General features: G+C 39.5%; 22 protein-coding genes. 2 read left to right on the top strand and 20 right to left on the bottom strand.

Annotated elements, in window-relative coordinates; genetic code table 11:
* Window positions 1-15 precede the first annotated feature (15 nt).
* From pyrF to miaA, 12 genes are all read right to left on the bottom strand, one after another.
* Window positions 16-711, bottom strand: a complete 696-nt coding sequence (gene pyrF / locus HMPREF3237_RS07085; RefSeq protein WP_070889328.1) for an orotidine-5'-phosphate decarboxylase — start codon at window positions 709-711, stop codon at window positions 16-18.
* A gap of 241 nt (window positions 712-952) precedes the next feature.
* On the bottom strand, window positions 953-2,269 hold the full coding sequence (locus HMPREF3237_RS07080; protein ID WP_070889327.1) for a cell division protein FtsQ/DivIB: 1,317 nt from the start codon (window positions 2,267-2,269) through the stop codon (window positions 953-955).
* Window positions 2,270-2,278: 9 nt separating this feature from the next.
* A complete protein-coding gene (locus HMPREF3237_RS07075; RefSeq protein ID WP_006145211.1) occupies window positions 2,279-3,337 on the bottom strand; it encodes a UDP-N-acetylglucosamine--N-acetylmuramyl-(pentapeptide) pyrophosphoryl-undecaprenol N-acetylglucosamine transferase in 1,059 nt (352 codons plus the stop codon).
* A gap of 1 nt (window position 3,338) precedes the next feature.
* Window positions 3,339-4,691, bottom strand: a complete 1,353-nt coding sequence (gene murD / locus HMPREF3237_RS07070; protein ID WP_070889326.1) for a UDP-N-acetylmuramoyl-L-alanine--D-glutamate ligase — start codon at window positions 4,689-4,691, stop codon at window positions 3,339-3,341.
* A 166-nt stretch (window positions 4,692-4,857) separates the two neighbouring features.
* Window positions 4,858-6,609, bottom strand: a complete 1,752-nt coding sequence (locus HMPREF3237_RS07065; RefSeq protein ID WP_070889325.1) for a glycoside hydrolase family 13 protein — start codon at window positions 6,607-6,609, stop codon at window positions 4,858-4,860.
* Between the two features lie 242 nt (window positions 6,610-6,851).
* Window positions 6,852-7,046, bottom strand: a complete 195-nt coding sequence (locus tag HMPREF3237_RS07060) for a helix-turn-helix transcriptional regulator (protein WP_006150191.1) — start codon at window positions 7,044-7,046, stop codon at window positions 6,852-6,854.
* 6 nt (window positions 7,047-7,052) lie between these two features.
* Window positions 7,053-7,382: a hypothetical protein gene (locus HMPREF3237_RS07055; protein WP_006148097.1), complete on the bottom strand. Its 330-nt coding sequence runs from the start codon at window positions 7,380-7,382 to the stop codon at window positions 7,053-7,055.
* Between the two features lie 397 nt (window positions 7,383-7,779).
* Window positions 7,780-8,535 (bottom strand): SDR family NAD(P)-dependent oxidoreductase, encoded by a 756-nt coding sequence (locus HMPREF3237_RS07050; RefSeq protein ID WP_070889324.1) that lies wholly within the window; start codon window positions 8,533-8,535, stop codon window positions 7,780-7,782.
* Window positions 8,536-8,555: 20 nt separating this feature from the next.
* On the bottom strand, window positions 8,556-9,485 hold the full coding sequence (gene rnz / locus HMPREF3237_RS07045; protein WP_070889323.1) for a ribonuclease Z: 930 nt from the start codon (window positions 9,483-9,485) through the stop codon (window positions 8,556-8,558).
* A gap of 14 nt (window positions 9,486-9,499) precedes the next feature.
* A complete protein-coding gene (locus HMPREF3237_RS07040) occupies window positions 9,500-10,123 on the bottom strand; it encodes a cystathionine beta-lyase (RefSeq protein WP_070889322.1) in 624 nt (207 codons plus the stop codon).
* On the bottom strand, window positions 10,116-11,354 hold the full coding sequence (gene hflX / locus HMPREF3237_RS07035) for a GTPase HflX (RefSeq protein ID WP_070889321.1): 1,239 nt from the start codon (window positions 11,352-11,354) through the stop codon (window positions 10,116-10,118). Before hflX ends, HMPREF3237_RS07040 begins: the two co-directional genes overlap by 8 nt.
* Complete coding sequence (miaA, locus tag HMPREF3237_RS07030; RefSeq protein ID WP_070889320.1) at window positions 11,347-12,231, bottom strand: tRNA (adenosine(37)-N6)-dimethylallyltransferase MiaA; 885 nt, start codon at window positions 12,229-12,231, stop codon at window positions 11,347-11,349. Before miaA ends, hflX begins: the two co-directional genes overlap by 8 nt.
* A 123-nt stretch (window positions 12,232-12,354) precedes the next feature.
* Between miaA and HMPREF3237_RS07025 the strand changes: the two genes are divergently transcribed.
* Window positions 12,355-12,525 (top strand): DUF3042 family protein, encoded by a 171-nt coding sequence (locus HMPREF3237_RS07025; protein WP_070889319.1) that lies wholly within the window; start codon window positions 12,355-12,357, stop codon window positions 12,523-12,525.
* A 43-nt stretch (window positions 12,526-12,568) separates the two neighbouring features.
* Here the strand turns inward: HMPREF3237_RS07025 and HMPREF3237_RS07020 are convergent, their stop codons facing one another.
* The 8 genes from HMPREF3237_RS07020 to mecA form a co-directional block, all read right to left on the bottom strand.
* Window positions 12,569-13,408 carry a thymidylate synthase gene (locus HMPREF3237_RS07020; protein ID WP_070889318.1) on the bottom strand — a complete coding sequence of 280 codons (840 nt, stop codon included), beginning with the start codon at window positions 13,406-13,408 and terminating at the stop codon, window positions 12,569-12,571.
* A gap of 99 nt (window positions 13,409-13,507) precedes the next feature.
* Window positions 13,508-14,467, bottom strand: a complete 960-nt coding sequence (locus HMPREF3237_RS07015) for an ROK family glucokinase (protein WP_070889317.1) — start codon at window positions 14,465-14,467, stop codon at window positions 13,508-13,510.
* 102 nt (window positions 14,468-14,569) lie between these two features.
* Entirely contained in the window at window positions 14,570-15,382 is an 813-nt protein-coding gene (locus tag HMPREF3237_RS07010; protein WP_083327691.1) for an excalibur calcium-binding domain-containing protein, read from the bottom strand.
* A gap of 49 nt (window positions 15,383-15,431) precedes the next feature.
* A complete protein-coding gene (locus HMPREF3237_RS07005; RefSeq protein ID WP_070889316.1) occupies window positions 15,432-16,049 on the bottom strand; it encodes an alpha/beta fold hydrolase in 618 nt (205 codons plus the stop codon).
* A 134-nt stretch (window positions 16,050-16,183) separates the two neighbouring features.
* Window positions 16,184-17,299 carry a peptide-methionine (R)-S-oxide reductase MsrB gene (msrB, locus tag HMPREF3237_RS07000; RefSeq protein ID WP_070889315.1) on the bottom strand — a complete coding sequence of 372 codons (1,116 nt, stop codon included), beginning with the start codon at window positions 17,297-17,299 and terminating at the stop codon, window positions 16,184-16,186.
* Window positions 17,300-17,308: 9 nt separating this feature from the next.
* Window positions 17,309-17,869, bottom strand: coding sequence for a redoxin family protein (locus HMPREF3237_RS06995; protein ID WP_070889314.1), 561 nt, complete (start codon window positions 17,867-17,869; stop codon window positions 17,309-17,311).
* A gap of 163 nt (window positions 17,870-18,032) precedes the next feature.
* Window positions 18,033-18,596 carry a TIGR01440 family protein gene (locus HMPREF3237_RS06990; protein WP_070889313.1) on the bottom strand — a complete coding sequence of 188 codons (564 nt, stop codon included), beginning with the start codon at window positions 18,594-18,596 and terminating at the stop codon, window positions 18,033-18,035.
* 145 nt (window positions 18,597-18,741) lie between these two features.
* Window positions 18,742-19,479 carry an adaptor protein MecA gene (gene mecA / locus HMPREF3237_RS06985; protein ID WP_070889312.1) on the bottom strand — a complete coding sequence of 246 codons (738 nt, stop codon included), beginning with the start codon at window positions 19,477-19,479 and terminating at the stop codon, window positions 18,742-18,744.
* Window positions 19,480-19,603: 124 nt separating this feature from the next.
* Between mecA and HMPREF3237_RS06980 the strand changes: the two genes are divergently transcribed.
* On the top strand, window positions 19,604-21,082 hold the full coding sequence (locus HMPREF3237_RS06980) for an oligosaccharide flippase family protein (protein ID WP_070889311.1): 1,479 nt from the start codon (window positions 19,604-19,606) through the stop codon (window positions 21,080-21,082).
* Window positions 21,083-21,094: the final 12 nt, after the last annotated feature.

Raw genomic sequence — 21,094 nt, 5'->3', positions numbered from 1 at the left:
TCTAATTCTTTAATTTTAGTCTTGGTTCCATTCATCCTTGATAGCATGATAAGCTGCTACTGGATCAGTTGCCTGAGTGATTGGGCGTCCGACAACGATGTAGTCACTACCGATTTGATAAGCATCTGCTGGTGTCATGACACGTTTTTGGTCTCCAACAGCGGCTCCTGCTGGACGAATTCCCGGTGTCAGGCAGATAAAGTTTTGGTTGGTAGCTTCTTTGATGAGTTTTACTTCTTGAGCCGAGCAAACTACTCCATCTAATCCCGCTTCAGCAGTTTTCTTTGCATAGTGAATAACCGATTCTTGAAGACTGGTTTGAATATTTTGAAAGTCTCTCATTTGCTCTTCAGAGGTTGAAGTCAACTGGGTAACAGCAATCAATTTCGCTTCTTTGCCAAGGCCTTCACGCGCAGCCTTCATCATCTCTACACCACCTGCCGCATGAACATTGGTCATATCAACGCCCAGATGAGACAAAACCTTCATGGCTGACTTGACTGTATTAGGTATATCATGGAGTTTGAGATCCAGAAAGACGCTATGTCCCAAGCCTTTCAAATAAGAAACAATCTCCGGACCTGTAGCGTAATAGAGCTCCATTCCAACTTTAACATAGAGTTTTTCTTCTGCTGGAAATAGAGCTAAAAATTCCTTGACTTCTTTAAAACTTGGAAAATCAAGAGCAATAACCGGACGAGATTCGCGCATACTTTTCTCCTTTTACCTTTGTTAGCTAGAGAGCATGAAAAAAGGAACCTGCCTACAGCAAGGTTCCACGAAAAATGGGTAGAATTTACCCTTTCACCGTCTAACCTTAGCTGCCTCTCTGGACTGCTTTAAAGGTTTTTTACTATTCTATTATTTAAAGCGGGACTTGTCAAGTAAAAACAAGTAACTGTCTTCGTCAAAAAGAGGATCAATTATCAAACTGAATAATATTGTTTGATACTTAACGACTCTGCCTTGTTTGAGTGGTTTGAGTCGTTTGTGTTGTTTGTCCTCGATTTCCTTGCTCAGTTTGTGTTTGCTTTTCTTCTTCCTGTTTTTTCTTTTCCTCTTCTTCTTTTTTCTTCTTTTCCTCTTCTTGGGCTTTGATTCTGGCTTCTTCTAGAGCTTTATCTGCCAAGCTATAGCTATAAATACCAACTTCCATATCAATCCCACTAGGAACTGTTAACTGTGGCTTAATTTTACTATAGTAGGGTAATTTCTTCCCTAGTTCTGATAGAGGAACCAAAATTTCATCTGAGTCATTCATGGTTATCTTAAGAAGATCGCTTGTTACCTTACTTGGTGCAAGTTCAATCTTCTCAATCTCTTGCTTGATTTCTGGACTCACATCATTTAGCTGAGAAATTAAAGTTTTTATCTGTTCCTCATCGTTAAAGAGAACAGATATATACTTTTCAGGTAAGTTAGCAGCAGTAACGGCTGTTGATTCAATACTTCCGCTAGATAAGATTGGATAATAGTTATCTCCTGAAACTGAATAGGCGACAATTTCATATTCTTTGACTTCAATGGTAAAGTGAACTGGGAATTGATACACGATCTTAGCTGATTCAATCCAGTGGTTTGATTTGACCATTTCTGCATGCTTATCTTTATTTAAGAGCAAGCTGATCGTATAGTCACTATCCTTAATCCCAGAAGCTTCTTTGACTTGGTCTGCACTTGTATGATCTGTTCCTGTCACTTCAATATGTTTCAGAGTAGATAGAGGAGTTAGCAGATAAATAGACAAGAACAAGATTAAAAAACTTGGGACGAGAACTGAAACTGCTCGCCAGATATGTACAGATGAGATAGGAGCTTTCTGGGGTTTATTTTTAGTTGTGTTCTCTGTAGTTTCCTTGGTCTCTTCCTCAATCTTTTCAGTTTCTACTTCGTCTTGACTCTTAGATTCTTCTTGAGATGCTTTTGTTTCTTCTGTGTCCTTCTCTTCAACCTTTTCATCTGAAACCTCAGCACTAGCATCCGAATCATCCTCTTCCGTTTTTTCGGTTTCTTCGTCCACTTCTTCAGAAATTGCAGATTCTTCTTCTGCTTTTTTAGTCAAATACTCTTTGTTCTGTTTTTGCCATTCTGACAATTCTTGAGTATTTTCAGAAGTAGACTTTGCCGCTTGTTCTTCTCTTTCTCGAGCTTCTTCTTCGGCACGTTTCGCCTCTTCTTCAGCTTTCTTTTGAAGATATTCTTGATTTCGTTTTTGCCACTCTGACAATTCTTTGCCTTGAGCGCCCTGATTCTTTTTATCTTTTGACATCAATTTTCCTTATGATAAATCTTTTTTTAGAAGCTCATAAAAATCTGCCACAGATTTTAATTCATGAGAATTCTTCATTGTGTTTTGGTAAATCTCTTTGTTGGTCAAGAGTTGATTTACTTTTTCTTCTAAACTAGACAAGGTCAAATCACTCTCTTGCAACTCCTCAGCATAGCCCTTTTTCACGAAGTAAGCTGCATTTTCAATCTGATCTCCACGGCTAGCTTCACGCCCCAGTGGCACAATGACATGCAATTTAGCCATAGCAAGGAGTTCAAAGATGGTGTTGGCACCACCACGAGTGATGACAACATCAGCCAGATTCATGAGTGGTTGATAGAGTTCCGTCACATAATCTACACGATAAAGGTTAGTAGTTAATTCATTTAAACTAGCATCCCCTGTCAGGTTAACGATATTATAGTGACTGGTCAACTCTTCCTTGTGGTCTGTAACTAATTGGTTAAAGACACGAGCTCCAGCAGAACCACCGACAAAAAGAAGTGTTGGCAGTTTGGCGTTGAAACAAGTTCGGATATCTATCATTTCCTCTGGTTCTTCCGTTGTAGATCCAGAAACCTTGGTCACAGCTCCTACATGTTCTACCTTAGTGAGACTAGACGCTTGCTCGAAAGTAGAGTACATCTTGGTCGCAAACTTGTAGGCAATTTTATTAGCTAAGCCCATGGAGAGGTCTGACTCATGGATAAAAACTGGTACTCTGCATACTCGCGCAGCAATCACTGGTGGAACCGATACAAATCCTCCCTTAGAAAAGAGAGCCTGTGGACGAAGTCGTAGCATGATAAAGAGAGATTGAAGTATTCCAAAAGCTACCTTAAAAACGTCAACCATATTTTGCCATGAAAAATAACGACGCAATTTCCCCGTTGCTATCGAATGAAAGGTCACATCCAAGCCAGATTTAAGAATTTCTTGGTGTTCGATCCCATGCTTATCTCCGATATAGTGGACTTCCCAACCATCATCGATAAACTTAGGCATTAACAAAAGATTGAGAGTGACGTGTCCGACTGTCCCTCCACCTGTAAATACAATTTTTTTCATACTAGCCCTTCAACTCCGCTACTGTCTTAAGGAAGAGATCTCCACGTACCTCAAAGTTTGGATACATATCCCAGCTAGCATTAGCTGGACTTAAAAGCACGATATCTCCTGTTCCTGCTAGGTGATAAGCCTTACGTGTTGCATCGGCAATATCTGTCGCATCAACATATTCAACCCCTGCCTTGTCCGCTGCTCGTTTGACACGTTCTGCAGACTGACCTAGGATGACCATTTTCTTGAGTCCTTTAATATCTGGCACCAATTCATCAAATTCATTTCCACGATCCAGTCCACCGGCAATCAAGATGACCTTACTATTATCAAATCCTGATAAAGCTTTTTGAGTAGCAAGGATGTTGGTTGACTTACTATCGTTATAAAATTTTACCCCATTGATTTCATCGGCATATTGAAGGCGGTGTTTGACCCCTCCAAAGGCAGACAAGGTTTCTTTAATTGTTTCGTTATCTACACCACGAATTTTAGCTACGGCGATAGTTGCGAGTGCATTTTCCACATTGTGGCTACCTGGGACACCAATCTCATCAGCTGCCATGACTGCTTCCCCACGGAAGTAGAGAAGACCATTTTCAAGGTAGGCACCGTCAACTTTTTCAAGTGTTGAAAATGGGACAACTGTTGCTTGTGTTTTTTCTGCTAATTCTTTTGCCAAATCTTGATTAAAATTCAAAACCAAGTGATCTGCTGCAGTCATATTTTTTTGAATATTCCACTTGGCAGCTACATAGGCTTCAAATGAACCATGGTAGTCGATATGTGTCGGCATCAGGTTGGTAATAACTGCTATCTCAGGATGGAAAGACTCAATACCCATCAATTGGAAAGAAGACAGTTCCATCACCAAGGTATCCTTATCTGTCGCAGTTTGGGCAACATGGCTAGCAGGATAGCCAATATTTCCAGACAAGAGACCATTTTGTCCTGCTGCAGTCAAGACCTGACCAATCATAGTTGTGGTGGTTGTCTTCCCATTTGAACCTGTAATTCCTACAATAGGTGCTTCTGAAATCAAGTAAGCCAATTCAACCTCTGTCCAGACTGGCATTCCCTTATCAAGAGCTTTTTTAATCATAGGATTACTGTAAGGGATTCCTGGGTTCTTGACCATCAATGCAAAGTCTTCATCCAACAATTCTAAGGGATGTCCACCTGTCACTACTTTGATCCCTTCTTCCAACAATCCTTGAGCAGCAGGGTTTTCTTCGAAAGGTTTGCTGTCGTTGACCGTCACAATGGCACCGAGTTTATCTAACAGACGGGCTGCAGACTCGCCCGATTTTGCCAAACCAAGAACAAGGACTTTTTTATTTTTAAATTGATCGATTCGTTTCATATCCAGAACTCCATTTCTACTCTTACTATTTTACCATTTTTATGAAAATAAAAAAGCCACAAAGGGCTTTCTACATTGTTTTTTATTTATCAAATACTGTTTTTACAAGTGTCAACTGTAGTAGCTAGTATTATGAAGATGATAAGTGATAAATACTCAAGAATCCTTACATTAAATCTACAGAAACCACAAATCCATCTGGCAGGATGATTTGTTGACCATCTTTTGTTTGACAATGACTTGCCAAATCAACAGAATCTCTGTCCAAGACAAAATCCTTTTTAGACTGATTAAAAATCGCTTGAACTTCTTTTCCTTGGTAGTTCCAGCTCAAGGCAAGAACATCTGGTTTCACTTCTTCTAAGTGATAATTTCCATGCTGAATAATGCTTGCCACTTCCTTACGAACTTGGATTAATTGCTTCATGAAGTTCAGCATGTCATTTTCCTCAGATACACGGTCCCAAGGCATAACACGTCGACAATCAGGGTCTGGTCCACCTATTAGTGCCAGCTCTGTCCCATAATAGATACAAGGGGTACCTCTTTGCAGACAGAGGAAGGCTAGGGCTGCCTTGACATGCTGGATATTTCTATTGGCAGTTGTGAGGATACGTTCGGTATCGTGAGAATCCAGAAGATTAAACATCACTTCTAAGATTTGTTGCTTGTAGTACATAGACTGGCTGTTGATTTCTGAAATAAATTGCCCCGTCTTTTTATGCTGACGCAAGAAATAGTCCTTGATACTTTCAGAAAGTGGGTAGTTCATAACTGCATGGAACTCATCCCCTTTTAGCCAAGGTTGTGAGGTATGCCAGATTTCACCTAAGATATACAAATCAGGTTTTTTAGCGAGAACTGCCTTTCTGAAATCTCTCCAGAACTGATGGTCAATTTCATTGGCAACGTCCAAGCGCCAAGCATCAATATCAAAATTTTCAATCCAGTAAGTAGCAACACTGAGAAGATAGTCCCTAACCTCCGGATTAGCTGTATTCAACTTAGGCATGTAGCTAGCAAAGGCAAAGGTATGATAAGGGAGTTCTCTTGGATTCTGAAGTTTATCCTCAGTAACTGGAAATTCTTGGATATGGAACCAATCTTTATAAACTGACTTTTCTCCATTTTTTAGGACATCCTGCCATTGAGTCGACTGGTAGCCGATATGATTAAACACCGCATCTAGCATGATCTTGATGCCACGTTTGTGGGCTTCCTCGACGAGATTAGCGAAGACTTCCTTGTCTCCAAAGTGACGGTCGATTTCAAAATAATCCGTCGTATCATACTTGTGATTGGTCGTCGCTTCGAAAATCGGACATAGATAAAGTCCTGTGATTCCTAAGTCTTTAAGATAGTCTAGATGGTCGATAATTCCTTGTAAATCTCCACCAAAAAAATCATCCCTGTTAGGCGCAATCTCTGCATCCCACTCTCGAGCTCCATCTGGGGTCAAATTAGGATTGCCATTAGCAAAGCGTTCTGGGAAAATCTGATACCATACGGTATTTGAAACCCAACTAGGAACCTGACAACCATCAATTTCGTGAATGTATGGAAGCTTGAAACCATTTCCTTCAGCGTCTAAGTTTTCTTGAGTATGTTCTACACACCCCTTATCACCGTAAAAAACACCCTGACCTTTCTCATCAAGGAGCTCAAAGAGATATTGAATCCGTGCAAAATCAACAGAGACTGTAACCTGCCAATAGTCAAATAGGGCATCTGAGGTTACTTTAGTCATTTCTTTCTTAGCTTCATACTTATCCTCAATGAAAATAAAGGGATCTCCATAATGTAAGATAACCTTCTGGACATCATCCTTCTTGGTTCTGATTCGGATATGTAGCTGACCTTCTTTGTAAAGATAAGCATACTCTGATTCTGGTCTATGATAAATGGCCGTTAATTCCATATTGTGTCTCCTAAATAATCTACTACAGTTCTTGCGCAAACGTTTTCATAATTGCTAGTTCTAGTATACTATTTTAGCTGTTTATTTGCAAATTTTATACCAGTTTTACGATAGATATATAAGATAGACAAAGGTAAAATTGAGTAGACTCTTTTTGAGCTTTAAAAAGAGAGTTTCCATGAACCGGAAAACTCTCTCATCATTACGAATCAGATGATTAGAATAAATGCTATCTGATATCTTTAATCTTCTAAAATGAAAATTTCTTCAACATGTAGTCGTAGCAACCTTGCAATTTTCATTGCTAGTTCAAGTGTAGGATTGTACTTGTCATTCTCGATAGCAATAATGGTTTGTCGACTAACGCCTAATATTCTTGCCATATCTTCCTGACGTAGTCCCTCAGACTTTCTTAACTGTTTGATATTATTTTTCATACAGCATTAGTCTTTCTGAAAAAAATAAACGCCAAGAGCCAATACTACGATAAGGATAACAACCATCAAAATTACTCCTTGAACAAGTTTATTTGGTTCTTTATACTCTTCATCACCAGCAATCATATTACGTTTCATTGCGGTTTGAGCAAATCCTTGCACACTTACAGATAAGATCAAAATTAAGCAAGGAAGCATTTCAAGTTTGCCACCACCAACAAGTGCTTGATAGATATTAAATCCTGTCCATGCACATAAACCCAAAAGCGCTGTTTTATAGCCCCACTCCTCAGAACGCAACTGAATATCTCTGTCCATTTCATCCATCTTTTTCATGGCTTTGTTCCTCCAAATTTTTGTAATAATGTCAAGAGCTCTTTACATTTCTTATTATACTCTAAATCGATAAAATGTCAAGATGTTTTAACATTTTTAATTTTTTTATTTTCTTCATCTATTCTAAGAATATTCCTAACTCCAATTTACAGTCTAATCAATCTGACAAAGGGCAAGTTCTTTTAATCCTATTTTATCTTGACTTCATAAGCTTCCGCTATAGATATACTTTTAGTTATGTTAGACTTGAAGTTTATCCTCTCTTTTCTGCTTTCCTATCTCTATTTATACCTTAAATGGGCTTAATCGTTATAAACTGCCTGTTTATCATGTGGTATTTTTCTACAAATTAGCAACCGAAAAAAATAAAAAGCCATTCCTCAAGGGAATAGCATTTTTACTTATAGTTAAAGGTTTCCCCAGCCAACTTATCTGCTAACTTGGGAAAGAGGGTATAAAACTTATGGGCTAGATTCAGTAAGAGAGGAAGATTGATTTCCCGTTTGTTTTTTCCTATGGTTTTGACAATCTTTCTAGCTACTGTATCTGGCTCGAGTAGGAAACGATCAACCGACTTGAGATAAATCCCATCCGGGTCTGCCTGGTCGAAAAATCCTGTACGGATAGGTCCTGGATTAACAGTTGTCACATAGACACCATAGGGCATGAGTTCAAGGCGCAAAGCATTTGAAAAACCAATGGCCGCAAACTTGGTCGCAGAGTAAAGGCTAGACTTGCCAGTAGCTATCAGACCTGCCATGCTAACGATATTGATGATATGACCTTTTCGAATCTCCTTCATACCAGCCGCAATCAAACGGGATAGATTCATGAGAGCAAAGGTGTTGACCTCAAACATTTGATGAATATCTTGATCAGAAATCTTGTCAAAATCTTCAAAAATCCCATATCCAGCGTTGTTAATTAAGACATCAATCTTACCATAACGCTGATAGAGTTCAGCAACTAGTTCTTCTAAAGCTTGAGCGTCGGTAATATCAATTTCAATCAATTCAGCCTGTGGATGATTTCCGTATAGTTGAGCTAATTTTTCCTTGTTTCTACCTAGCAAGATCAGTTGATCATTTGGCAAGAGTTTGACCATTTCTTGAGCTAGGCCACCACTAGCTCCTGTAATGAGAATCGTAGACATACTTATCCTTTCTCAATCTTCTAGATTTCCACTTCTTCCAAGTCTTTGACCACATGTACATTTTCAAAAATCGTTGCAGCATCTTTCTTAAGCTGGCTAATGTCCTTTGAAAGAAAACGGGCGCTGATATGGTTGAGCAAGAGTCGTTTGGCTCCCGCTTCTGTCGCTACTTGGGCAGCCTGCATATTGGTTGAGTGACCATGATTGCGGGCAATTTTCTCATCACCTTTACCATAAGTGGACTCATGGACAAGGACATCTGCATTGACAGCCAGACGCACACTGGCATTGGTTTTTCGAGTGTCACCTAAGATAGTGATAATCTTACCTGGACGTGGCGCTGAGATATAGTCTGCTGCCTTAATCTCGGTGCCGTCTTCTAGGACTATATCCTGACCGTTTTTGATTTTACCAAAAAGCGGTCCAAATGGTACGCCGGCAGCCTTTAATTTTTTAGCATCCAGAGTGCCATCTAGGTCCTTTTGCACGACACGGTAGCCGACACAGAAAATAGTATGGTCCAACTCCTCTGCATAAACCGTGAATTTATCTGTTTCAAGAATTTTCCCTAGAGAGTCTTGGTCAAACTCATGAAAATGAATACGGTAAGGTAAACGAGAACCTGACACACGAATGCTAGTCAAGACGAAAGATTTGATACCTTGAGGTCCATAGATTTCTAAATCTGTCTGCTCTTCATTTGCTTGAAAGGCACGGCTAGAAAGAAATCCAGGCAAACCAAAGATATGATCTCCATGCAAGTGAGTGATAAAGATTTTGCTGACCTTCCGTGGTCGAATCGTAGTCTCCAGAATGCGATTTTGCGTTCCTTCTCCACAATCAAAGAGCCATACTTCGTTAATCTCATCCAAGAGTTTCAGGGCTAGGCTTGAAACGTTGCGGGCTTTAGAGGGCTGACCAGCCCCTGTTCCTAAAAATTGAATATCCATTCGATACTTTCTAATTAATCAATATATAACATAGCAGTGCGGTTTTCTGAGCGATAATAAAGCTTACCAGTATAGGCTTTAGCCTCTTGTAGTAAATCTTCTTGACTATAGCCTTTGAGACGCTTGCGACCATCAGCCAAGCTTTCCAAATCTGTCAAAGCTGTAAGATTTTCCACACTAACAACTTCCTCATCTCCGACAGTCTTCATATAAATCTTTCCAGACTCCTCAAAAACCAGCTGGTGAGGGAAAATTTGTGCAATTTCAAAGAGTAAATCGTCCGAAATTGTTTCTTCATGTTCTGAGAAAATCCTACCAAGTCCTTCTTTCTCGTAGCAAAATCCAAAGGATTTACCAGATAGATTGAGGCGAATAAAGGGCTTGATTTCTAAGGTAAAACTTGGTTCAGCATTAAAAAGATTTAGCTCTTGAGTTAGCTCCGCAAAGTAATTGGTCGCAGCTTGAGGGCTCTTTTTCTGGTAAAGCTCTGCAAAGTAGGCATTAACCACGCTTGGTGGAGGTGTGATGAGAGCTAGTTGCTCCTCTTCAGACCTACCAGCTAAAAGCTGGTCTAGATAAACCTTGTCTAGACTCGTATATCCACCATACTTGAGTGCCAAAGTTTTGATATCAGTCATAAAATTCTTCTAATCTCCATTTATTTTTCTCAGAAATGTATCCTCTAATGACTTCGCCGTCATCTTGATAGTCCCGTTCTTCAAGAATCGCAACACTTTCCAAATCATGAATCTTGTAGGATTTAGAAAAAGGCACGCGTAGCGTAAAGGGTTCAAAAATTTCCTTGATCTTATCTAGCAATAAAGCCTGCAACTGTTCTCGACTATCCTTAGATTTAGCAGAAATCAGAGCATATGGCGTTTGAGTAGGCGTAAAGTCTTCCACCAAATCTGCTTTATTATAAAGGGTCAAGCGAGGAATATCCTCCATATCCAAATCTTTCATGATAGAAAGAACTGTTTTTTCATGCTCCTCATGGTAAGGATTGCTAGCATCAATAACATGAACTAAGAGATCTACATGCTTGCTTTCTTCAAGGGTTGATTTAAAACTCGACACCAACTCTGTCGGCAAGTCTTGGATAAACCCAACAGTATCAGTCAGAGTAACTTGAAGATTGCCCCCTAGATGAAAGCTTTTAGTTGTCGCATCCAAGGTCGCGAAGAGTTCATCTGCCTCATACTGAGTCTTACTGGTTAGGGTGTTCATAATAGTTGACTTTCCAGCATTGGTGTAGCCAATCAAACCAATCTTAAAGGTACTTGACTCGAGACGTTTTTCTCGAACTGTCGCCCGATTTTTCTCCACCACCTTGAGTTGACGTTCAATATCCGTTATTTGATTTCGAACACTACGACGGTTAAGCTCCAGCTGGCTTTCACCTGGACCACGGGAACCAATTCCCCCTGCCTGACGGCTGAGCATAATCCCCTGACCAACCAAGCGAGGTAAGAGGTACTTGAGCTGCGCCAAATGCACTTGGAGCTTCCCTTCGTGACTTCGAGCTCGCATAGCAAAGATATCCAAAATCAACTGCATACGGTCAATAACCTTGACACCGAGAACTTCCTCTAAATTGACATTTTGTCGTGGCGTTAGACGGTTGTTGACGATGACTGTCGTGATTTCCTCTGCGTCCACCATGAGAGCAATCTCTTCCAACTTACCAGAACCAACAAAGGTCTTAGAGTCATATTTTTCACGTTTTTGTCTGTAGCTATCGACTACGACCGCCCCAGCTGTTTTGGCTAAACTAGCCAGTTCTTCCATGGAAAGGTCAAAGTTATCCATGCCCTGCAGTTCAACACCAATCAGCAGGACACGTTCCTCTTTTTTCTCCGTTTCAATCATCTAAGAACTCCTCTATCTGGCTAAAAATACGATCTTTCACACCAGATTCTCCTATCTGATAAAAGGTTACCTGCATGCGATTACGGAACCAAGTCAGCTGACGCTTGGCAAATCGACGGGTCGCCTGCTTGAGACTATCCCTAGCCTCCTCCAAGCTCTGCTCCCCTCGAAAATAAGGAAATAGTTCCTTGTAGCCAATCCCTTTAGCAGCCTGCACATCTGGATAATGGTCAAACAGCCGCTTGGCTTCATCCAAAAGTCCAGCTTCAAACATCAAATCCACACGATGGTTAATCCGTTCATACAATTGACTACGCTCATCATCCAAGCAAATAATCAGCGCTTCATAAGGGCTCTCCTGATTTTCCAAATCTTGAGCAAAATGGGCAATTTCCAAGGCACGCATAGCACGGCGACGATTAAACTGGGGAACTTCAAGACTTGCTTGCTCTAGTAGTTGGGCTAACTCCTCATCTGAAAAAGGTTCTAAACTAGCACGATAGGCTAAAATATCCTCATGAGGTGTCTCCCCACCTAGGTGATATCCTTCTAGCAGACTCTGGATATAAAGTCCTGTCCCACCAGCGATAATAGCAAGCTTTCCTCGATTTTGAATATTCTCAATCGCTACCTTAGCCTCTGAAACAAAATCAAAAGCCGAGTATGACTCGGTTACATCTCTAACATCAATCAAATGATGAGGGACAGTTGCCTGCTCCTCCGGACTTGCCTTGGCTGTTCCAATATCCAGTCCTCGGTAGACTTGTTGGCTATCTCCACTAACTACTTCACCATTAAAACGCTGGGCAACTTCAATAGCGAGAGCAGTCTTTCCAACAGCTGTTGGACCAACAATCACAATTATCTTTGATTTCATATTTTTTCCTTGAAAAATTCCCATTTTTTCGTTACTATTATTATAACACAAAAAGGTCAGGCAGAAAAATGCTACCTTTCAAGGGACAACTGCCTGATGGATAAGATAAAAGGAGGAAGACTCATGGCTAAAGGATTTGCTAAAGGTCTCGTAACAGGTGTCGCAGGAACTGTTGCTGCAGTTGCAGGTGCAGTTTATGCATTCAAAAAGAAAGTGATCGAACCAGAAGAAGAAAAAGCAGCTTTCATCGCTGAAAACCGTAAGAAAGCGGCTCGTCGTCGCGTATCACGTTAATCAACAAAAGAAGTTGGGATTTTCCCAACTTCTTTTTATGTTCTTAAATAGCCAAGTCAAATTTCAACTGAGGTTTGACAGGATCATAATCAACCAACTCAAAATCCTCTGCTTTAATATCAAAGAAGTTGGTCTTGTCTGGTACATTCAAGACTAAACGTGGTTGGCAATTTGAAGGTTCACGACGGAGCAATTCCTGAGCTTGCTCAAACTGATTGTCGTAGATATGGAGGTTGTTGATAAAGTAGAAGAACTTCCCAACCTTCCAACCAAAGTGCTTAGCAATCATCATTTGAAGAGCCACATACTGCATGGCATTGATGTGGTGAGCCACCAGCATATCATTAGAACGCTGAGTCAAGGTTGCATCCAGGTAAATTTCCCCATCTACTCGACGGACATCAAACATGGTCTGAAAGGCGCATGGAAGAAGTCCATCTGTTTCTTCGAAGGCTTGGTAATCCCAAAGTGAGATGATATTGCGACGATTCCAAGGATTGGCTTCCAACTGTTTGAGGATTTTGTTGATGATATCGTGTTTTTTAACCACGGCACCATAACGCTCACCGATTGTCCCTGTATCTCCTACTTCCCAATCATTCCAATAGTGAACATTGTACTTGTCATTTAGTACTTCTAAGCTATTGGTCTGATCTTGATAAATCCAGAGCACTTCCTTGATGGCTGATTTGATAGGAATAGGTCTTAAGGTCGTGATTGGAAATTCACCCTTAGACAAATCATACTCCGCAAAAGCACCAGTTACATACTTAGAGTTGGCAACTGTTCCGTCCTTGTACTTAGGACGAGCCTGTTCTGAAAAGACACCTTCATTGAGAATTCGCTCAATATTTTCTTTAAAAATCGTATCTGCTTTTGTCATTTACTCTCTCCTCAGCATTTATTCCTAACTAGTATAGCATAAAAAAAGAAAGGAGGAAAATCACTAGTCTTATGATAGTGATTTTCTCCTTTTTGATTCTTATTGCAAGACAAGTGACGCAGCACCAATCACTCCAGCGTCATTTCCTAGAGTTGCAAGTGCTAATTTCGTTGAAGTACGTACTTGTGGGAAACTATTTTCGTCATAAACTTTTTGAACACCTTGTAGTAAGAAGTCTCCTGCGGCTGATACTCCTCCTCCAATGACAATCGTTGAAGGATTGAGAATAGATCCGATATTTGCACACGCAATTCCCAAATAGCGAGAGAAATTACGATAGACAATAAGGGCAAGTTCATCTCCTTCTTTTGCCAAATCAAAGACAGTTTTAGCAGTTACTTCTTCTCCGTTATCAATCAAGCGTTTCAAGTCGGCATCGCCTTCATACTCATCTGCATAACGACGAGTCAAGTTGACAATCCCTGTTGCAGAAGCTACTGTTTCCAAGCATCCTTTTTTACCACACGTACATGCGATTGGTTGATCAAAATCAACAGTAATATGCCCAAGTTCACCTGCAGCACCAGCAACACCGTGAAGAAGTTTTCCTTCTGCCACAATACCGCCACCAACTCCAGTACCAAGTGTCATAAAGACAACGTCTGGTTGGTTATCACCAGCACCCATCCAACGTTCACCAAGAGCTGCCACGTTGGCGTCATTGTCAATGAAGAATGGAATACCAAGAGCTTTTTCAATTTTCTCTTTTACTGGTTGAAGAGTTTTCCAGTTGAGGTTATAGGCACCAATAACAGTTCCTTTCTCGCGATCAACCACACCAGGCGAACCCATTCCAATTCCTTGAAAATCTGCAGCAGATAAACCAAGCAAGCCCAAACGGTGTTGAATAGATTCAATCATATCATCTACAATATGACTTCCTTCATCCAAAATGTTGGTCTTAATAGACCATTTTTCTTGGATTTCTCCTTCTAGTGTTAAAATAGCGAACTTGATAGAAGTTCCACCAAGGTCAATCCCAATAATCTTTTGACTCATCTTTTTCTCCTTATTCTCAATTGAAAATGCTTACAGTACTAGTATAACAAAATCTACCAATTAGTGCAAAGGTTTGCATTGATTGCCCAAATTTTTTCTATTCTATGGTTTCCACAAACCAGAGGCATCTACATAGTAGCGCCCGCCATCAACTCGCTCATTTTTTGCCATTTTACCATCTGATTTGAGGTAGTAGTTTCCTTGCCATGCATTACGAGCATAAGATCCATCTGATTTGAGATAGTACCAAGATTGGTAAGAAGAATCATAAACCCATTCACTCTGAGCCATTTTACCATTTGACTTGAGGTAGTATGCACCTTGCCAAGTATTATGCGCATAAGATCCATCTGATTTGAGGTAATACCAGGCTTTGTAGTAAGAATCATAAATCCATTCACTATGAGCCATCTTACCATCTGATTTGAGATAGTAACTTCCCTGCCAAGCATTACGTGCATAAGATCCATCTGATTTAAGGTAATACCAGGCTTGGTAATAGTTATCGTATACCCACTCATTCTCAGCCATTCTTCCATCTGATTTGAGGTAGTAAGCACCCTGCCAAGTATTCGTTACTGGTTTCCCATTTTCAGAAAAATAGTACCAAGATCCATTCTGATGAACCCAGCCACTTTCAGGTGCTACATTGGTGTTAGTTTGAGATGTACTCGACTTTTTCTCTTTTAAAACACCCTTAGGCGCATTCTTTGATTCACAGGCAATCCCATCATGATCTTTATCTAGAGTAGCAGAATACCCTGGTTCTCCCTTATGAATATCTGCATAACCATTCTCCCAAGCTTCCTTACAGCTTGAAAAATGGATACTTTCATCTGCCACAACTGGACGTAAAAACAAAGCTAGGGCAGGTAAAGAAGCTAGACCAAGTTTTAATAAATGACGTTTGTTCATGATTTTCTCCTAAAATTATAATATCAATCTCAATACTATTTTATCAAACTTATTTCTGCAATTCAAGAAAACGTCTAACCTTTTCCGCAAACTCTTTTGGATTATGGCTGTTCAAGACGTGAGGCCCATTAGGGATGATTTGAAACTGCGCTTCTGGCATCAATTGATGCAGACGTCTCATAGATTTAAGATTAGGCTTGTCTTCACTACCACAAATTAATAAAGTAGGATAGGGACAATATTGAGCTATGTCTGTTAAATCAAGTGTTTTCAACTCCTCACTCACTCCAACTAAAAGACTCTTGTCTGCCCCTTGTTTTTCAAATACCTTTTTTGGAAGTAGTTTAAAAATCATTAACTGAATGAAATAGGGAATATTTCCTGAAAGTTTAAGCGGACAACCTGATAGGACCATGCCTTGAAGATTTGGCAAATCGTAACTTGAAAGCTCCAGTGCAAGTGCAGCACCTAGAGATAAGCCGACTAAGATAAAAGGTTCTTTCTCCTTAGATAGATGCTGATAGATACGTGCCTTAGCTTCTTTGTAAGTAGAAACTCCAGAAGGGAATAACTCTAAAGATTCTGAGGGATAATCTACCAGTATGGCCTGAACTTCTTTCCAACTGTCAGCTGACTGACCTAAGCCATGCAAAAATATCAATTTCATCTCTGTCTCCTCTATTGTTCATTCATCTATACCTTTGATATCAATCACTAATTTTATCTGTATACCCTAAGTATACCATAAAAGCTAGAACACTTATAGGAGTTCTAGCTTTTTACTGATATGATGGGCGGAACTCACTCAACATAATCCAACAAATAACCGTAACCTTTTTCTTCCATTTGATCCTTTGGAATAAAACGGATAGACAGACTGTTGATACAATAGCGAAGACCTCCCTTGTCCTGTGGTCCGTCTGTAAAGACATGACCTAGGTGAGAATTCCCCGTTCGGCTTCTGACTTCTATTCTGTCCATATTGAAAGACTTATCTTCCATGTAAGTCGCAACGTCTGGACTGATAGGCTGGGTAAAGCTCGGCCAACCACAACCCGACTCAAATTTATCCTTCGAAGAAAAGAGAGGTTCACCAGTTGCCACATCCACATAAAGACCAGCTTCAAATTTATCCCAGTAACGATTTGAAAAGGCACGTTCTGTTTGACTGTTTTGAGTCACGGCATACTCCTCTGGAGACAGAAGTTTTTTCAATTCATCATCACTCGGTTTTGGATATTTACTTGCATCAATAACCGGATAGGCTACTTGATTGACATTGATATGGCAATAGCCGTTAGGATTCTTCTTGAGATAATCCTGGTGGTAGTCCTCAGCCACGATAAAATTTCTTAAGGCTTCCTTTTCAACAGCTAGAGGTTGATCATAATTTTTAGCAACTTGGTCAAAAACTTGATTGATAACTTCTAAATCTTTCTCATCTGTATAGTAGACTCCTGTCCGATACTGGGACCCTACATCATTTCCCTGCTTATTCTTACTGATTGGATTGATAATGCGGAAATAATGGAGCAAGATTTCTTTTAAAGAGATTTGATTGGCATCATAGGTCACATGAACGGTCTCAGCATGACCAGTTTGTCCAATCAGCTCATACTTGGTTGTTTCTCCTCTCCCATTTGCATAGCCAGAGACCGCATCTGTCACACCAGCTACTCGAGAAAAGTACTCTTCCACACCCCAGAAACAGCCTCCAGCTAGATAGATATCATGTAAGTCAGCATCTTTACTTGGTTCAGCTTTTTTCTTAGCTTTTTGACCCTGACTAACTGCTGCCTTCTTGATTTGAGCGGTATCTGTGTAGCTGGCATTTCTTTTTCCCAAAAGAAATAAAATTCCGATAATAATGCAAATGATGATTCCTATGAATACAATTGTTTTTAATTTATCATTCATGCTGAGCCTCTAATCTATACTCTTTAAGGTCTGTAAAATAGTTTCCTTGTCCATAAAGCCTGGCTGGGTCTGAACCAACTTCCCTTCTTTATCGATAAAGGCCTGAGTCGGATAAGAACGAACTCCGTAACTTTCCAAAAGTTTACCCGAAGGGTCTAGAAGGACAGGAAGATTTTTATAGTCCAAGCCTTGATACCATTTCTTGAAGGCTTCTTCTGACTGCTCGCCTTTTTTTCCTGGTGAAACGACTGTTAAAACAACATAGTCACTGTCAGCTTCTTTTGCAAGTTCATCTGTATCAGGAAGACTAGCTAGACAGATAGAACACCAGGAAGCCCAAAATTTTAGATAAACCTTTCTACCCTTGTAATCAGATAAATGATACGTTTTCCCATCAATTCCCAAAAGTTCAAAGTCTGCAACTTCTTCTCCCTTTTTTGCAGTTTGAGAGCTAATTTGCGTACTTCTATCTCCATTTTGTTTATCAGCCTCGCTCGTCATCTGATTTTTACAAGCCGATAGACAGACTAAACTCGCACTGAACAATACTAATGCTTGCCATTTTTTCATCTTCATTTCCTTTCTCATTCATTATATGAATATGTAGGCGTTTACAACACTATTATATACCTTCCCTACTAAAAATACTTAAAATCTGTTTGTAAAATTATGAAGCTTCATGATAACACAAAACTCCCACCTACTTAGCAGATGAGAGCTTTCAACTTTTTATCTATATTTTTCTGATAGAATCTTGAGGATATTGTGCACGCGCCCCTCCGATGAGTTTTGGACGACTAGCGAGAGCAGTTACATGGGCATGACCGATTGACTTCAAAACTGGACGAATAGGTACTTGAACATGCTTGATATGCATGCCAATGGCTGTATCCCCAATATCTAGGCCTGCATCAGCTTTGATAAATTCAACCTCTACTGGATCTTTCATATAGCGAAAAGCAGCCAATTGACCAGAACCTCCAGCATGCAGGGTCGGTAAAACACTCACAATTTCAAGATTATATTTAATTGCGACCTCTCGTTCTACTACTAATGCTCTGTTGACATGCTCACATCCCTGAACCGCTAGATGAATCCCTCTCTCCGATAAGATTTCTAAGATTTTTTGAACAATAAATTCTCCAATTTCTTGACTGGAAGCTTTCCCAATATGTCCTCCAATCACCTCACTGGAAGATAAGCCCAAAACAAAGAGAGTTCCCTCATGGAGAGAAGCTTTTGCTAATACATCTTCTAGGATTTCTTCTACTTCTTTTTGTAAATGTTCTTGGTCCATACTTTACCTCGCTTACTCCCTTCTATGATATCGTTTTTTCGCTATTTTAGCAAGCTAGGGACATGGGCCTACGTCCCATTGACTCTTCTATTTTTTAATAAAAAAAGACAGAGAGTTTTTATCCCTGTCTCATTTGTATCTACCTTTATACTTTTTGAAGGCCTTGAACAGCATCGTGATTGATAATGATCTGACCGTATTCTTGGAGAACTGAACGGCTGATATCACTATCATCAGCGAATTCACGCATGCGAGCTAACAACCAAGCTGGATAAAGACTTGGTTGTTCTTCTACATCAACCAAAACTGTAAGATAATACTGATCATTCATTTTGTAAAGTTCTGAAGTCTCCATTTGGTAATCAACTGTTTTTGCAAAAGATACTAAACTAGCCAAGTTATCAAAGCGTAAAATATAGTAGATGTATGGTTCTCTTTTTTCTTCTTCTACATCAGGAATCTCGTCAGTCGCTTCCTCCTCTTCTTTTTCGACCTGCTCTAATGATTGAATAGCTTCAATATCATCCTTGGTTTTCTCTGCCATAGTCTTCTCCAAAGTTTTCAAAAACTCATCTGGCGACATTTTTGCCAATTCATCCATATCAGGAAGGTCTGCCAAATCCTCAAAATCCAAGTTCTGATCAATCTTAGACTTAGTTACAAAGACATCAACTTTGTCAGGTTTAGGTGTCACTCGGAAACTAAGCATGCCTGTATCCAAGAAGCTATCTGGCATCTCTAGCTCATCCAAAATCGCATAGAAAAACTCTTCTGTTTTTTCCTGTGGAACGAGAAAGTCTGCGATTTCCATTCCACGATCCATCAAATCTTCTAAAGACATAGTGATTTTTAATGTGGTATCACTGATTTGTTTCATTTTCATAGTTCGTAACCTCATACTTTCAGTTCTATCTATTATACAAGATTTAACAGATTTTATCAAAAGAATGGCGTCAGAATATGATATAATACTAGTATCTATTTTAGAATATAAGAAAGAAAGTTTCATGAAAAATATAAAACTTAACGCTCTGGCGAGTTTATTAGTAAATGTTCTGAACATCGTTTTTCCGTTAATTACCAATCCCTATCTAACTCGGATTCTGAGTAAATCAAACTATGGGTACTTTAATACTGCTAATACCTGGGCAAGTTTTGTTATTCCACTTGCTGCCTTTGGGATTTACAATTATGGAATTCGAGCAATCAGTAAAGTAAAGGATGACAAAAATAAGATTAATTATGTCTTTTCTAAGTTGTTCTATATTTCGCTCATTACTTCAGTTGTAACAACAGCTATCTATTTCCTCTTTATTCATTTTGATACTAGCATTGTTAATCTAAAAATCCTCTATTATATCCTTGGAATCCAAGCTCTTTTCCAATTCCTAAACATCGAGTGGATGAATGAAGCCTATGAGAACTATTCTTTTATCCTCTATAAAACACTGGTTATTCGTATTGGAATGTTGATTGCTATCTTTGCTTTCGTTAAGACACCTGATGATATTGTTCCCTATGCTACAATCATGAGTGCGACAACTATTATCAACTATCTACTTAGCTTCCTATGGATTAAACGAGAGGTTTCCTTTGTCAAGATTGAAGCCATTGAACTCATCAAAGCATCTAAGCCTCTAATGACCATGCTGCTTCTAGCAAATGCCAATATGCTCTACACCTTGCTAGACCGTATGTTCATTACCAAAGGACCGGATGAGAATTACATCTCCTACTACACTATCGCCTCCAGTATCGTAATGCTGATTGCTAGTGTCCTCAGTGGAGCTATCAATGTTAGCATTCCTCGACTTGGTTACTACTTAGGAAAAAAAGATTACACTTCATACAAAAATCTGGTAAACCAAGGTGCAGCTCTCTTCTATTTCCTCATAATTCCGACTAGTATCGGGATTATGGTTTTAGGAACTTATGCCACTGTTATCTACTCTTCTGAGAAATACTTAGAAGCAGGAATTGTAACAAGTGTATTTGCCTTTCGAACCATTATCTGGGCCATCGAATTAATCCTTGGAAAGCAAATTATCTTTATCAATGACCATGAAAATCGTTTGACTGCCTTTTATTTTATTGGAGGTGGCGCCAATGTAATTCTTAACTCTCTACTCCTTTTCAACAATATTTTTACTCCAGAATATTATATTGGAACAACGATTATTGCCGAGGCAATCGTGGTTCTACTTGAGATACGCTTTATTCAGAAACATAAACTCTTGGATTTGAAAGAAATTTTTGGAACATTAGCTCGCTACACAATTGTGTCACTAGGCTTTATTCCAATTTACTATATCTGTAAAATTCTCTTCCAAGTTCATTCATACACAGTGAATATGGCTATGCTCAGTATGGTAGTAGCTACAATTGCCGGATGTGCTATCTATTATGCTTTTGCTCTCTTTGTAATTAAGGATAAAACACTTCACTATGCACTTGATCTAGTTCGTGCTAAAATCAAACGAAGTTAACAAAACACCTAT

Origin of the sequence: Streptococcus sp. HMSC34B10, from assembly GCF_001839505.1 — a bacterium.
In the GTDB taxonomy this organism is placed as follows: Bacteria; Bacillota; Bacilli; order Lactobacillales; family Streptococcaceae; genus Streptococcus; species Streptococcus peroris.
The sequence above is the reverse complement of the archived record's forward strand: the minus strand, read 5'-3'. Positions and strand labels throughout refer to the sequence as shown.